10 protein-coding genes and 1 pseudogene are annotated in these 16,628 nt (G+C 33.4%); all 11 read left to right on the forward strand.

The annotated features are described in order from the left end of the window. Positions 1-7 precede the first annotated feature (7 nt). Positions 8-793, forward strand: coding sequence for a zinc ABC transporter permease subunit ZnuB (gene znuB / locus HACICURT3053_RS01845; RefSeq protein ID WP_157992045.1), 786 nt, complete (start codon positions 8-10; stop codon positions 791-793). Between the two features lie 2,043 nt (positions 794-2,836). Next, positions 2,837-4,609: a peptidoglycan glycosyltransferase FtsI gene (gene ftsI / locus HACICURT3053_RS01850; RefSeq protein WP_157992046.1), complete on the forward strand. Its 1,773-nt coding sequence runs from the start codon at positions 2,837-2,839 to the stop codon at positions 4,607-4,609. Continuing rightward, positions 4,596-6,083, forward strand: a complete 1,488-nt coding sequence (gene murE / locus HACICURT3053_RS01855) for a UDP-N-acetylmuramoyl-L-alanyl-D-glutamate--2,6-diaminopimelate ligase (protein WP_157992047.1) — start codon at positions 4,596-4,598, stop codon at positions 6,081-6,083. Before ftsI ends, murE begins: the two co-directional genes overlap by 14 nt. Next, complete coding sequence (murF, locus tag HACICURT3053_RS01860; RefSeq protein ID WP_157992048.1) at positions 6,080-7,441, forward strand: UDP-N-acetylmuramoyl-tripeptide--D-alanyl-D-alanine ligase; 1,362 nt, start codon at positions 6,080-6,082, stop codon at positions 7,439-7,441. The genes murE and murF overlap by 4 nt, the downstream gene beginning before the upstream one ends. Next, positions 7,435-8,517, forward strand: a complete 1,083-nt coding sequence (gene mraY / locus HACICURT3053_RS01865) for a phospho-N-acetylmuramoyl-pentapeptide-transferase (protein ID WP_157992049.1) — start codon at positions 7,435-7,437, stop codon at positions 8,515-8,517. Before murF ends, mraY begins: the two co-directional genes overlap by 7 nt. A gap of 2 nt (positions 8,518-8,519) precedes the next feature. Further along, positions 8,520-9,836, forward strand: a complete 1,317-nt coding sequence (murD, locus tag HACICURT3053_RS01870; RefSeq protein ID WP_157992050.1) for a UDP-N-acetylmuramoyl-L-alanine--D-glutamate ligase — start codon at positions 8,520-8,522, stop codon at positions 9,834-9,836. Next, positions 9,836-11,047 carry a cell division protein FtsW gene (gene ftsW, locus HACICURT3053_RS01875; protein WP_157992051.1) on the forward strand — a complete coding sequence of 404 codons (1,212 nt, stop codon included), beginning with the start codon at positions 9,836-9,838 and terminating at the stop codon, positions 11,045-11,047. The genes murD and ftsW overlap by 1 nt, the downstream gene beginning before the upstream one ends. Further along, a pseudogene (gene murG / locus HACICURT3053_RS01880) lies at positions 11,048-12,105 on the forward strand (undecaprenyldiphospho-muramoylpentapeptide beta-N-acetylglucosaminyltransferase). 64 nt (positions 12,106-12,169) lie between these two features. Beyond that, positions 12,170-13,618, forward strand: coding sequence for a UDP-N-acetylmuramate--L-alanine ligase (gene murC / locus HACICURT3053_RS01885; RefSeq protein WP_157992052.1), 1,449 nt, complete (start codon positions 12,170-12,172; stop codon positions 13,616-13,618). Between the two features lie 20 nt (positions 13,619-13,638). Beyond that, complete coding sequence (locus tag HACICURT3053_RS01890; RefSeq protein WP_157992053.1) at positions 13,639-14,559, forward strand: D-alanine--D-alanine ligase; 921 nt, start codon at positions 13,639-13,641, stop codon at positions 14,557-14,559. Positions 14,560-15,352: 793 nt separating this feature from the next. Next, positions 15,353-16,609: a cell division protein FtsA gene (gene ftsA / locus HACICURT3053_RS01895; protein ID WP_157992054.1), complete on the forward strand. Its 1,257-nt coding sequence runs from the start codon at positions 15,353-15,355 to the stop codon at positions 16,607-16,609. Positions 16,610-16,628 lie beyond the last annotated feature (19 nt).

Here is a 16,628-nt window from a genome sequence, read left to right on the forward strand (position 1 = left end):
TGCCGTAATGATTGAATTATTATTACCAGGATGGATTGCAGGAGTCCTAATTGCACTAATTGCAGGTCCTCTTGGTTCTTTTATCATTTGGCGTAGAATGTCGTATTTTGGTGATACCCTAGCGCATTCATCACTTCTTGGAGTTGCTTTTGGTCTTCTATTAAACATCAATCCTTTTTATACAATAATTACCATAACTATTTTATTATCGCTAGCGCTAGTCTGGTTAGAACGCTATAAAAGTTTAGAGCTCAATGCTTTATTAGGAATAATAGCCCAAAGTGCTTTATCACTAGGTCTGGTTCTTATTAGTCTTATTTCCAATATTCGCATGGACTTAGTCGCATATCTTTTTGGTGACTTATTATCAGTGGTTCCCAGTGATTTATGCATAATATTTCTTGGTGTAATACTAGTATGGATACTCTTGGTATGGCATTGGAGATCGCTACTAGCTCTAACTATTAGTCCTGATCTAGCTCAAATAGACGGTATCAATATTTATCGAACTAAAATTATTTTAATGCTCATGACGTCATTGACTATTGGAATAGCAATGAAGTTTGTTGGAGCTCTAATTATTACATCTTTACTTATTATTCCATCAGCTACTGCGCGTCAATTTGCTAAGTCTCCCGAACACATGGTTATAATTTCAATTGTTGTAGGCATACTAGCAATTACATCTGGATTGACTTTATCAGCATACTATAATACCCCAGCAGGTCCATCAATAGTATTAAGTTTAACACTAATGTTTATATTAAGCATCTTAAAAAAAACAGAAGAGTAAACACTAAAATGAAATTAATTAAATTATAATAAGATAAATACATCATAAGATATATTGCAAATCCGATATTAATTTAATTTTAACAAAAACTTATAATAGAACATTTAAAAAAACAAAAAGAACCAAAATGTAATATAACTTATTTTTTATAATAAAATTCAAGTAACAGTTGTTAAAATTTTTTAATTCAGAATCAAAAAGATAAACAAATTTTATTTTCAATATTTATCTGAATAACTTAAGTAGATCTTCGTACAAAGAAAAGAATTATATAATAAGTAGAAAATACACTATAACAAAAACTATGAACCTTGCTCAAATTTTATTAAAGGAAGAAAGAAGAGATTCTGTTAATCATTATATAAAACAATTTTTCATCTATCAATAACAACTATAGTTACATTAGATATCATTAACATTTTCTTATAATTATAAGACATAACCTATTTATATACAAAATATATAAACCTTGTCTATAAAGTACAGAAAATGATACTAATTGATTCTAAGTTTGTTCTTTTAACCAACATGAGTTTTCAGTCTTTATTTTTGATCATGACATAAAAATATATATATTATATATTACTATTAATGTAGAAAAAACAATATTTGATACTTAATCATCAAATATCTTTACCATAAAATATGGTGCCATAATAAATTAAATTTTTATAAGAAAGTAATGAGTTTACTGATAAAATAAGAATCTATATTCCTAGAATATACTTTTTATTAGAAACGCCAAGAATTAATATATTTCAATTTTTTTATTATCTGATTATATTAATAAATGATTTTTATCTATCGCTCATAACTAGTACTAGATTAGAATTCTGCGAGATATTTCAGGAACTCTCTCTAATAGCGTATTGAATATATTCAGTCATAAAAATTGATAAAAATATCTAAGCTCTTTATCCCAAGATAAAGAGTTGATGTGTATTTAACAGATATTTTAGAACACATTTTATCGAATAATTATATAATACTTAGATTATTATATTGACCTACAGAGTAGAATAGATATAAAACAATAGATCCTTATATTCATTACATATATTCCAGTCTAGTTCTAATAAAAAATGAAAACCATAGAACTCAGAAAAAGATAAGATATAAAATAATAAAAATTAACCCACAACAAGATACATTACATAATGGTTTTTATAAATATATATAACCTATTTATCTGATTAGTAAGATCAGAGTATAAATTCAATCAATCTATAACATTAATTCTGATGTTAAAATATCTCGTTAATTTTCTCACTTATTTAAAATATTTATATAATATAACAATAATAAAAAATCTGGACCAATTTTAATCAATACCTATATCATAGACCTCCTAACAACTAAAAGTTTAAGTTGAAAGCTTAACTATTTTTTCTAATTTATATTGAATCGTAATTCAATTGCTATTAATTTAATATATTCATAAACTAATCAATGTTTATGAAAATTCAATATCTCAAAAAGTTATCTATCCTGATAATAATAAGGTTTTCTAATATAAGAGATTATTTAATAACTTATTAGAAGAAATCTAATAATATAAACTATATTTATTTATAGTTATTCTTAATAAAATATTACAAATCAATAATGTATCTACAATTAATTTTTATATATTTGGAAGACAATGCAACCCTACAGAGAGCGTTACCTAAAACTATATTATCCAAATTAAATATTCATATAATCAATTAAGTTTTGATGAATTAAATACGCATATCTAGTTCTATGTATCATCACTATACAGAATTGTTGCCAAAAACCCTGCTTTTTACGAAACGACCCTCTACTATTGTAAGAATTAAGAATTATAGTTATTAGAATTTTACAATTACTGATCCAGATATTTTTAAGAAGTTATTTTGATATATCTGTACAAACTTTTAAGAGAATGTATCTTTTCTTTGAAAAATTAAAAGTAGATATGTATGGTCAAATAAATTACAGACATGCTATTAATATAATATATCTCATATTAAGATATTATCAAATAATATTATTAATTAATAATGAAGTAACAGGAAATAAATGAGCAATCAGCTAAAGAAATATAAGAATTACTTTCAGCCAATAAAAAAACAAATGATCTTTACATACTGGCGGTTTTCTTTTATCTATGCTTTTATTTTTTTTTCTATGCTCACATTGTTATTGCGAGTTGGATGGTTACAAATAATTAATTCTAATCCACTAGTTCGAGAAGGAGATAAACGATCATTACGTATAAAAGTCCTCCAAGCATCACGCGGGATGATTAGTGATCGAGAAGGACATCCCTTGGCTGTAAGCGTTCCAGCTCATGCTATTCTTGTTGATCCAAAGGCGTTATGCGATAAAGGCGGCATAACAATAGATCATCGTTGGATAGCATTATCCAACGCACTGTCTATTCCTCTTAATCAATTAGAAGCACTAATCAGTGCAAATCCAAATAATCGTTTTTTATATTTAGCTCGTCAAATTAATCCAGATATTAGCCAATATATTCAAAAACTCAATCTACCAGGTATTTTTATACGAGAAGAGTCGCGACGCTACTATCCTACTGGTAATATCACAGCTCATCTTATTGGTATTACTAATATTGATGGACAAGGTATTGAAGGCATTGAAAAAAGTTTTGATAAATGGCTAACAGGTCATCCTGGTATACGTACAATACGAAAAGATCGCCTGGGTGCGGTAATCGAAGATATTTCATCAGTGAACGCTGAGAATGCACATAACTTGATTTTAAGTATTGATGAACGCCTTCAAACTCAGGTATATCGCGAACTTACTAATGCAGTAATCTTTAACAAAGCAGAATCTGGAACAGCAGTCCTTCTTGATGTTCATACCGGAGAGGTTCTGGCAATGGCTAATAGTCCCGCATATAATCCAAACAACCTGAATGGTGCTACACAAGCTATGATGCGTAACCGCGCCATCACAGATATGTTTGAACCGGGCTCTACCGTTAAACCGATGGTAATAATTACTGCTCTTCAAAATAAAATTGTAAATGAAGATAGTATATTAAATACTATTCCTTTTCGAGTTAATAACCATGAAATTCGAGATGTAGCATTTTACAATGAATTAACTCTAACTGGAATACTTCAGAAATCATCTAATGTTGGTGTATCCCGATTGGCTCTCTCTATGCCTATTGATGCGTTACTAAACACTTATTCACTATTTGGATTGGGACAAGAAACAAATTTAGGGCTTATTGGAGAAAGCAAAGGACTTTATCCTAAAAAAAAACACTGGTCAGATATAGAAAAAGCTACCCTTTCTTTTGGATATGGTCTAATGGTAACTCCTTTGCAATTAGCACGAGTATATGCAACATTTGGTAGTTACGGTATTTACCGACCATTATCAATTCTCAAAGTTACCCCTCCAGTATCAGGACAACGTATTTTTCCTGAGCCATTGATACGCACAGTACTTCATATGATGGAAAGTGTCGCTTTACCTGGAGGAGGTGGTGTTAAAGCTGCTATTAAAGGTTATCGTGTCGCAATTAAAACAGGCACAGTTAAAAAAGTTGGCTTAGGTGGTAAGTTTATTCAAAGATATATCGCTTATACTGTAGGCGTGGCACCTGCAAGCAAGCCTCGTTTTGCATTAGTTGTGGTAGTCAATGACCCTCAATCTGGTAAATATTATGGCGGAACTGTCTCGGCTCCAGTTTTTAGCGCAATCATGAGTAATGTCCTTCAAATTATGCATATTGAACCCGATGCTTTTCCAGACGTAAATCAACAGACAACAAAAATGAATAAAAATGAGAAAGTAAGTGGAAAATCGTAATTTAAACACATTGCTTAACCCATGGATATCTAATGCACCACATTGTGCGATTCAAGAAATAAAACTAGATAGCCGTAAAGTAAAACCAGGAGATCTATTTGTTGCAATCAAAGGCCATGATAATGATGGTCGATTTTTTATTTCTCAAGCCATTGCTAATGGTGCAGTAGCAGTTATTGCTGAAACTCATATTACGTCAAATCATGGACAAATAATAGACGTACATGGAATTCCCATTATCTATTTAACAGAACTACCTTATCACCTCTCTGTTCTTTCTGGACGTTTCTATCACAACCCGAGTGATAAAATGACCGTCATTGGTGTCACTGGTACTAACGGTAAAACTACTGTCACACATCTAATAGCTCAATGGGTATCACTGATAGGTCAAACCAGTGCTATTATGGGAACAAATGGAAATGGTCTATATGGAAAACTAGTACACACAACAAATACAACTAGCTCTGCTATAGATATTCAAAAATTTCTAATGACATGCTTAGAAAAAATGGTAAACCTTGTAGCTATAGAAGTTTCTTCACATGGTTTAATTCAAAACCGCGTATCAGCCCTAAAATTTTCAGCAGCAATTTTTACTAATCTTAGTCACGATCATCTTGACTATCATGGAAATATTACGTGTTATGAAGATGTCAAATGGCTTCTCTTTTCTACACATAAGACTCAAAAGATAATTATTAATGCTGATGATGCAATTGGAAAAAAATGGCTTCTAAAATTACCTAATGCAGTTGCAGTAACTATAAATAATCAATATCAAATAAGAAACCACAAAGAATGGCTAAGTGCTACTAAAATTAAATATAATGAAAATGGAATAAGTCTTAATTTTGAATCCATATGGGGAGACGGTTATATTAAAAGTAGTCTAATAGGTTCATTTAATATTAGCAACTTATTAATATCTTTAGCTACTCTTCTATCTTTATCCTATCCGCTCGATAAATTAATAAAAACTGCTAGTCAATTACAATCTCCATCCGGTCGCATGGAGATCTTTAAAGGCATTAATCAACCAAAAATCATAGTAGATTACGCTCATACACCAGATGCCTTAAAACAAGTATTAGTTACATTAAGATCACACTGTCAAGGGCAATTATGGTGTATTTTTGGATGCGGTGGAAAACGTGATATAGATAAAAGAGCCTTAATGGGAGCAATTGTAGAGAAATTATCTGATGTGGTTATCATCACAAATGATAACCCTCGTAACGAAAATCCAAAGAAAATTATTCAAGATATATTAAGTGGATTCATTTATAAAAAGCGTGCCAAAGTCATTATGAATCGCGTAGAAGCTATTTCTTACGCAGTGATTACAGCACAAAAAAAAGACACCATATTAGTAGCAGGTAAAGGGAGTGAAAATTATCAAATAATTGGTACTAATAATTTGAACTATTCTGATCGACATATAGTTGCGAGTCTTGTAGGAGTTAAAGCGTGATCACTATCACCTTACAACAAATAGCAGAAATAACTGACGGTAAACTCTATGGAAGTAATCTTTGTATCTCATCAATTACACTAGACACAAGAAAAGCACAAAAAGGAAGTCTGTTTATAGCTTTACAAGGAAAAAATTATGATGCTAATAATTTTATCCCTGATGCTATTAACGCAGGATGCGTCTGTTGCTTGGTTAACAGACCTCTATCAATAGACTTTCCTCATTTAATTGTCAGAGATACACGTATTGCATTAGAAAATTTAGCAGTATGGTTTCGTGATAAATCTAAAGCACGAATCGTTGGTATAACTGGTTCATCTGGAAAAACATCAGTAAAAGAAATGACAGCAGTCATCTTAAAACAATGCGGAACAACATTATGTACTTATGGTAATTTAAATAATGCTATTGGAGTACCAATTACGCTATTACGTCTAAAACCAATTCATAAATACGCAGTGATTGAACTAGGTGCCAAAACTAAAGGTGATATTTCCTACACTTCTGGGTTAATAAAACCAGACAGCGTTCTAGTAAATAATATTTCAATTTCGCATTTAGAAGGGTTTAAAACAACTAGAGGCATTGCCGAAGGCAAAGGAGAAATTTTCAATGCTCTATCAGTTAATGGCACTGCAATTATTAATAATGATAGTAACGACTGGCTAAATTGGAAGTTTTTATTACATAAACAAACTATTTGGCGATTTTCCTTGTATAAAAAACAAGATAGTGATTTTTATGCATCTAATATTATTCCTCATATTTACGGGACACATTTTGTTCTGCATTCACCTATCGGGTCCGTGAAAATTACACTAAGCGTACCAGGCACACACAATATTTCTAATGCATTAGCTGCCGCTGCATTAGCATGTTCCAGTGGAGCATCGCTAAGTGCGATTGATCATGGATTAAATAACTTCCGAGGGATAAAAGGCCGTCTCTTTCCATATATTTTAAATAAAAATAAGTTAATAATTGATGACAGTTATAATGCTAATATGGGATCTATAATTGCTGCTATAAATGTTTTAAAAACCATGCCAGGATATCGCGTGCTCATTATCGGTGACATGAAAGAACTTGGGACAAATTCCGATCAATATCATGCTCAAATAGGATATATGATACATAGTACTAATATTGAAAAAGTACTCAGTACAGGAAATCTTAGCTATCATATTACTCACAATAGTCGTGTAGGTGAACATTTTCGTGATCTCTCTAGTTTGGCTTCTCGAGCTTGTCAATTGCTGATCTCACATCACCACATTACTATATTAGTCAAGGGCTCACGTAGTACGTCAATGGAGCACATTGTACGGATCTTAAAGGAGCAAGATACATGCTAATTTACCTGACAGAATATCTCGTAACTTTTTCTTCTGGTTTTCATGTTTTCTCCTCTCTAACCTTCCGAGCTGTAATGAGTTTTCTTACTTCTTTCTTTCTATCTTTATGGATAGGACCACTAATTATTACCCTCTTAAAGAAAAAATCTATTCGCCAAGTAACTCGTACTGAAGGACCGGAGTCACATTTTATAAAAAACGGAACCCCAACTATGGGAGGTATTATAATACTAATTTCCATTATTGTCTCAGTACTAATTTGGGGTAATCCACTCAACCTATACGTCTGTTGTGTTCTTTTTATTCTTATTAGTTATGGTATTATTGGGTTTATCGATGATTATTTAAAAGTAAAAGATATTAATAGTCAAGGACTACTACCTCGATGGAAGTATATATTGCAATCAGTAATTGCACTGTTCTTATGTAGTATCATGTATTTTTTTGGTAAAGACACGCCTACTACAGCTTTAGTACTTCCATTTTTTAAAAATATCATACCACAATCAGGCATTCTATATTTTCTTTTAACATATTTTGTTATAGTAGGCACTAGCAATGCTGTGAATCTAACAGATGGACTTGACGGTCTTGTTATTATGCCAATAATATTTATCGTTGCAGCATTTTCATTGGTAGCTTGGGCAACTAGCAATCTGCAATATTCTGAGTATCTGCATATTCCCTATCTAAAACATGCTAAAGAGCTAGTTGTATTTTGTACTGCAATCAGTGGTTCTGGATTAGGTTTTCTATGGTTTAATACCTATCCAGCTCAAATTTTTATGGGAGATATAGGATCACTAGCCTTGGGAGGTGCGCTTGGTACGATTGCAGTATTATTACGACAAGAGTTTTTACTCCTCATCATGGGGGGAGTATTTGTGATAGAAACTCTGTCAGTGATTCTTCAGATCTTATTTTTTAAATTACGCGGTCATCGTATTTTCCATATGGCTCCTATTCACCATCATTATGAATTAAAAGGTTGTCCAGAGCCTCGTATTATTATACGTTTTTGGATTATAACTTTGGCATTAGTATTTGTTGGATTGGTAACCCTAAAGGCAAGATAGTAGTGAATGATTATCAAGGAAAAAACATTGTTATTATTGGGTTAGGACTCACTGGTCTTTCTTGTGTTCATTTTTTTATATCGCGCGGTGTCCTACCTCGCGTAATAGATACACGTATTACACCGCCAAATTTACTAAATCTTCCATACAATGTTCAGTATTGGTTAGGAAGTATGAATGATGATTGGTTACTAGGTTCTCAGTTAATTGTTAGTAGTCCTGGAATCAGTCTTAGGCATCCATCATTAATTGCTGCCGCACAAGCTGGAATTGAAATTATTGGTGACATCGAGTTATTTTGCCGAGAAACAAAGACTCCGATTATTGCTATTACTGGTTCTAATGGGAAAAGCACCGTAACATGTTTAGTTAGTAAGATAGCCAAACACAGGGGATGGCGAGTTGGAACAGGTGGTAACATTGGATTACCGGCACTAACATTATTAAATAAACCTGCACAACTATATGTATTAGAACTATCTAGTTTTCAGCTTGAAACGACTAAAAGCTTACGAGCAACCGCTGCTACTGTTCTTAATATCTCTGAGGATCACATGGAACGCTATCCATTAGGGATAGAAGAGTATCGTTCTGCTAAATTACGTATCTATGACAACGCTCAGATATGTGTAATTAATTCTGATGACGTATTGACTATACCAGAAAAATCAAACAATAAAAACTATCGCAGCGTTGGTATGGATTCTGGTGATTACTATCTCAAAAAAAAGGAAAACGGTACATGGTTTCAAGCCCGAGGAGAATGCCTGATTAGAACTGACCAAATCCATCTTATAGGTAAGCATAATTATATTAATGTACTAACTGCTCTTGCACTAGCTGATACTATTAATTTACCAAGAACAAGTAGCAAACAAGTACTAATGAGCTTTCGTGGTTTACCACATCGCTTTCAGCTGGTGCATGAACACAACGGAATACGCTGGATTAATGACTCAAAATCAACTAATATAGCTAGCACAATCGCTGCCCTAAAGGGATTACACTCTAAGGGAGTCGTATGGCTCCTTTTAGGGGGAGATGGAAAGTCAGCTAACTTTGCACCTCTAGTTCCATATCTTTATAGAACCAAAATTCGTATTTACTGTTTTGGACGCGACCGGGAACAGCTAGCAAAATTACGCTCAGAAATCACAGTAATAACTTTGACTATGACTGAGGCTGTAAATCAAATTTCTAAAAAGGTTAAACATGGTGATATTGTCCTATTATCACCAGCTTGCTCCAGCTTGGATCAGTTTAAAAACTTTGAACACCGCGGTTTGTTATTTACTAAACTCGCACAAGGAGTGAATTAATGTATATAACAAACCACAAAAATCTAATCAGAATTATTAAATGGTTAACACCTTGGTTAATGTATAAGAATCAACGAGTTAGAAAGGATATAATTTTATATGATCGGACATTGTTGTGGTTAATATTTGGTTTAGTGATAATAGGCTTCGTGATGGTGACGTCAGCTTCCATGGCTATTGGGCATCGCCTATCAGGCGATCCTTTTTTCTTTGTAAAGCGTGAGGCTCTCTATATATTATTGGCGCTCACAGTGGCTCAAATTACACTACGAATTCCTATGAAATTATGGCAAAAATACAGCAATAAAATGCTACTAATTGCAATTATTTTATTGCTGATCGTTTTAATCTTAGGCCGATCCGCAAATGGAGCATCGCGATGGATTATTATAGGACCCATCGGTATACAACCAGCAGAAATTTCTAAACTATCCCTTTTCTGTTACCTATCAGATTATCTAGTACGCAAAATTGATGAAGTACGTAATAACTTCTGGGGATTCTGGAAACCTATGAGCGTACTTCTCATACTAGCAACACTGTTACTGGCTCAACCAGATTTGGGCACTATAGTAATTATGTTTGTTATCTCTTTAGTAATGCTATTCATTAGTGGTGCAAAATTATGGCATTTTCTTCTTATTATAGGACCTAGCATTTCTACAGTAACGTTACTTATTTTAGAAAAACCTTATAGAATGCGACGCGTGAGTTCTGTCTGGAATCCTTGGATGGATCCATTTGGAAACGGATATCAACTCACACAATCTCTTATGGCATTCGGACGAGGTCAAATATGGGGACAAGGATTAGGCAACTCAGTACAAAAATTAGAGTATTTACCAGCGGCACATACTGACTTTATTGTCTCAATTATTGGCGAGGAACTAGGTTATATCGGTGTATTTATAGTGTTATTAATGATTTTTTCCATTTCTTTTCGTGCAGTACAAATTGGTCAATCTGCACTAAAACTTAATCAACAATTTTCAGGATTTTTAGCATGTGCTATTGGTGTATGGTTTAGCTTTCAAACACTAATTAATGTTGGAGCGGCAGTGGGAATATTACCAACAAAGGGACTAACATTACCACTGATTAGCTATGGAGGATCCAGCTTGATTATTATGTCAATAGCAATGACATGTTTATTACGTATCGATCATGAAACACGTTTAGCCACATCTCAAGTATTTATACGGAGGTCATAAATGAATCAAAAAAAACTACTAGTCATTGCTGGCGGAACTGGTGGGCACATATTCCCTGGCCTAGCTGTTTCTATCTATCTAAAAAACATAGATTGGAAAATCTATTGGCTTGGTGCTACTGGAAAGATGGAAGAAAAATTAGTCCAAAAACACGGTATTACTATTGAGTATATTAGAATTAGCGGTCTACGTGGCAAAAGTATAAAAACTTTATTATCAGCACCTTTAAATATTGTTAAAGCATGGATTCAAGCACAAGAAATTATAAAAAAATGGAAACCAGATGTAGCATTAGGTATGGGTGGGTATATTACTGGACCAGGAGGTCTTGCAGCCTGGAGCTGTGGTGTACCTCTAATTTTACACGAACAAAATAGCATTGCTGGTTTAACCAATAAATTGCTAGCAAAATTACCGGTAAAGTTATACAGGCATTTCCAGGAGCCTGGACTTCTGCAGAAGTAGTTGGAAACCCAGTACGCACGGAGATTCTCTCATTACCTAAGCCCTCTATACGTTTTTCAGGACGCCAAGGACCAATCCGCGTTTTAGTAATAGGCGGAAGTCAGGGTGCGCATATTTTAAATCAGATTATTCCTCAAGTAGCTTATCAACTTGGCAACAAAATATGCTTATGGCATCAAGTTGGTAAAGGAGCAATTCATTCAGTAAAACATGCGTACATGAAGATAAATTCAATTCATTATCGGATTTCAGAATTTATTAACAATATGGCTCATGCTTATTCTTGGGCTGATGTAGTGATATGTCGATCTGGTGCCATGACAGTCAGTGAACTAGCTGTCGTGGGGTTACCAGCTATTTTTGTACCATTCCAACATAAAGATCGCCAACAATACTGGAATGCCTTGTTAGTAGTTAAAACAGGAGGCGCCGTGATTTATGAAGAACATTGGTTTACGGCTGATCTCGTAGCAGAACAACTTGCTTCATGGGATCGTCTAAAACTATTAGAAATGGCTAATAAGGTTCACACCATGGCAATTCTTGATTCTACAGAACGTGTTGCAGAAATAGTAAGAAATGCAATTCGCTAAAATATTATAATACAAAACGATCTTCCAAAATTTACAAACGCAATAAAAATACTAGAAGGACTAAATGAATACGAGACAACCATTAAAACTAGCTTTTAGTATACCTAAAATGCGAAAAGTGCGACATATCCATTTTATCGGTATTGGTGGTTCTGGTATGGGTGGTATTGCCGAAGTTCTAATCTATCAAGGCTATAAAATAAGTGGATCAGACTTATTACCAAATATAATAACCAAACGACTCAGTTCCTTAGGTGCAACTATTTATTTTAACCATTGCCAAAATAACATAACTGGCTCTAACGTAGTAGTTGTATCTTCTGCTATACCTACGAATAACCCAGAAATCTCTGCAGCGCATAAAGCGTGCATTCCAGTTATCAACCGAACTATAATGTTAGCAGAACTCATGCGCTTCCGATATGGCATTGCTGTTGCTGGAACTCATGGAAAAACAACTACCACTGCAATGATATCAGATATATATATAGAAGGTGGAATGGATCCAACTTTTATAAATGGAGGGTTGGTTAAGTCAACTGGAAGTCATGCGCGTTTAGGACACAGTCAGTATCTAATTGTCGAAGCAGATGAAAGTGATGCATCTCTTATACACTTAAAACCTGTAATAGCAATTATTACCAATATTGAAGCTGAACATATGGATACATATCAAGGCGACTTCGAAAACCTCAAAAAAATTTTTATTAATTTTTTACAGAACCTTCCTTTTTATGGAAAAGCAATATTATGTCTTGACGACACGGTCATTCGTGATTTAATACCTAAAATCCATTGCTCAGTTACTACCTATGGTTTTAATAAAGACGCAGATGTGCGTATTAAAAACTATATATCTTGCGGCCGACAAGGACATTTCACTATCGCTCGTTCAGGGATGCCTGCCATGCGTGTTATTCTTAATGAACCCGGACATCACAATGCACTAAACGCCGCAGCAGCAATTGCAGTTGCTACTGAAGATAATATTGATGATAACACTATTCTCAATGTATTACGAAACTTTCAGGGTACCGCACGTCGTTTTGAATATCTTGGTGAATTTCTCCCTAAAAAAAACAATGGAAAAATCAGTACTGCGATGTTATTTCATGACTATGGTCATCACCCAACAGAAATTGATGTAACTATTAAAGCTGTACGTAACGGTTGGCCAGAGAAGAATCTTATAATGATTTTTCAGCCACACCGTTATACTCGTACTCGTGATTTCTATATGAAATTCGCAAAAGTTCTTTCAGAAGTAGACTCTCTTCTAATGCTAGATATAGATCCTATTGGTGAACCTCCAATTACAGGAATTAACAGTTATTCTTTATGTTGCACAATTCGTGCGTATGATAAAGTCAATCCAATTCTCGCTTGTGATTATCAGATGGTTCTAGATAATTTATTATCACAATTAACTGGGAATGATTTAATTTTAGTTCAGGGTGCTGGTAATATAGGAATACTTGCTGATACTCTAGCTAAATTAAAATTACAATTATAAATAAAATAAAAGACAATCTTATGACTCAAAAAATAGCAGTGTTATTAGGCGGAACCTCCTCAGAGCGTCAGATTTCATTATTATCAGGGGCAGCAGTCCTGCAAGGACTTAAGGATGCCGGTATTAATGCCTATCCTATAGATGTATGTGATTTCCCATTAATGCAGTTAAAAGAAGAGGGTTTTATTAAAGCCTTTATTGCATTACATGGTCGAGGAGGAGAAGATGGAACAATACAGGGGGTATTAGAATACCTAAAACTTCCTTATACAGGAAGTGGAATAATGGCCTCATCTATCACTATGGATAAGGTACGAAGCAAATATATTTGGCAGGGATTAGGCTTGTCAGTTCCTCCTTTTGTTCTTCTAACTCAAGACCAAATGAACAATCAATTGGATAAAGAAGTAATGGTGCAACTTGATCAACTTGGTTTTCCACTTTTCGTAAAACCAAACCAAGAAGGATCTAGCCTTGGTAGCTCCCGTGTTAATCATAAATCAGAGTTAAAAAGATCCTTAATCCATGCTTTTCATTACGACAACAAGGTGTTAATTGAAAGATTTATCACAGGAGAAGAATACACTGTTAGTATAATTGGCATGGATTTACTACCTTCAATACGCATTAAATCAAGCGGAAAATATTACGATTATCATTCAAAATACACGTCAAATAAAACACAATACTTTTGTCCTTCAGGGTTAGGTATGAAAAAAGAAGATGAGTTATACTCATTAAGTATAAAAGCATGGAATGCCATTGGCTGCACTGGATCAGGGCGTGTAGACATCATCATGGATGATAAAGAAAAGTTTTATCTTCTAGAAATTAACTCATCTCCAGGAATGACTTCTCATAGTTTGCTTCCTCTTGCAGCAAAACAAGCAGGAATAAATTTTCCTTCTCTAGTCTCTCGTATACTTTCCTTAGAAAATTAATAGACTTTATTAAAACATTCCACATGTACTCTGATAATAAAGAACTATATGTATATCTAATTTCAATTTAGTACTACTTTTAGGTTTCTATTGTATACTCATGATTCTATTTTCACTTAACAATATTACTTTACTTATTAGCTATTAATACATAGTAAACACTTGCTCTTTATCAGGCTAGAAAATCCTTTTCTACATAGAGGGAGAGGTTTTTATCTTAAACACATTAAAATACTAATTGAATCAAAATAATAGACTGAACATCTATTTGAAAATTAATAAATTCTTATACGAAGAAATAGTACATAAATAAAATATCTATCTGGTTGAATATATTCATATTTTTATATAAAATCTAAAAGTCATACCTATAATTTCTTTTTTAAGAAAACACATAATAATTTACTAGATCATATTCATGATGTTTATTTAATATATAATAAACGATATTATCCAATTAATAATTTTAGTAAAAGATATTTTAAAAAAAATAAATATTCCATTACCTGCATGAAAGTGATACTGAATCTTCATAAACACAAACACAACCTAGAATTTCTTGTTCAATCAATATATTTATATGGCATACGACTTATAATTAAAGAGATTCTAACAATCTAACGCTTTGTTAAATTGTGCCCACGTCCTATAATCGAAAAATGAGACAAAAAAGGAATATAGTATCTATATTTTCAGTACCACCACTCTATCACAGAATTAAATTTAACAATAATTCCCTTAATTAGACTGCTAACAATCATAAAATATATAAAGAAGATATAGGTTAATTAACATGATTAAGTTAATAGATAGAAAACTATTGGTTGGTCTTGAGATAGGCACTGTAAAAATTTCTGTCTTAATAGGGGAAGTTCTTCCTGATGGAATAATTAATATTATCGGAATAGGAGAATGTCCGTCTCAGGGAATGGAAAAAGGTAATGTGAAAGATCTTGAGTCAGTAGTTAAATGCACTCAAATAGCAATAGAAAAAGCAGAACGCATAGCGGAATGTCATATCTCTTCAGTATATCTGGCTTTATCAGGAAAACATATTGACTGTCAAAATGAAATAGGAATGGTTCCAATCTGCAATGAAGAAGTTGTCCAAGATGATGTAGATAATGTAGTGCATACAGCCACATCGGTACATCTTCCTGATGAGCACAGGATCCTTCATGTTATTCCTCAAGAATATTCAATTGATTATCAAGAAGGCATTAGAAATCCAGTTGGTTTATTTGGTGTACGAATGCAAGCTAAAGTACATTTAGTTACCTGTCACAACGATATGGCAAAAAATATCGTGAAAGTAGTAGAACGTTGTGGGTTAAAAGTAGATCAATTAGTTTTTTCTGGTCTAGCATCAAGCTATGCGGTATTAACTGAAGACGAACGAGAATTAGGCGTTTGCATGGTAGATATCGGCGGAGGTACCATGGACATAGCTATATATACTAAAGGCGCATTACGTTACAGCAAAGTAATCCCTTATGCGGGAAACGTGGTAACCAATGACATCGCTTATGTCTTTGGTACCCCTCCAGCCACTGCAGAAATTCTGAAAATAGAAAAAGGATGTGTCCTTGGATCATCTTTTAGTAAAGATGATGCGATTGAAATTGCAACTATCCATGGACGTGCTTCTCGAAATTTACCACGTCAAACACTGGCAGAGGTTATTGAACCACGTTACAGTGAGCTCTTTCATCTTGTAAACAATGAAATGGTTGCATTTAATGAAGAATTAGGAAAACAAGGTTTAAAGCATCATTTAGCAGCAGGTATTGTCTTAACTGGTGGAGCAGCAAAAATATCAGGACTAGAAGTCTGTGCGCAACGTACATTTCAAACGCAAGTTCGTATTGGGTGTCCCAAAAAGATTACAGGACTCATAGAGTCTGCAAAAGAAGCAAGTTACTCGACAACAGTGGGCTTACTTCACTATGGAAAGTTATCACATTGGAATAATAGAGAAAACGAGGAAAAAAGAGCTTCAGTGAAAAATTGGTTCCGTAAAATCCATAAATGGATAAAACAAGAATTTTAATTGTATTTCATGAGGAGAT

The sequence above is a fragment of the Candidatus Erwinia haradaeae genome (assembly GCF_900698855.1).
Taxonomy (GTDB): Bacteria; Pseudomonadota; Gammaproteobacteria; order Enterobacterales; family Enterobacteriaceae; genus Erwinia_E; species Erwinia_E haradaeae_F.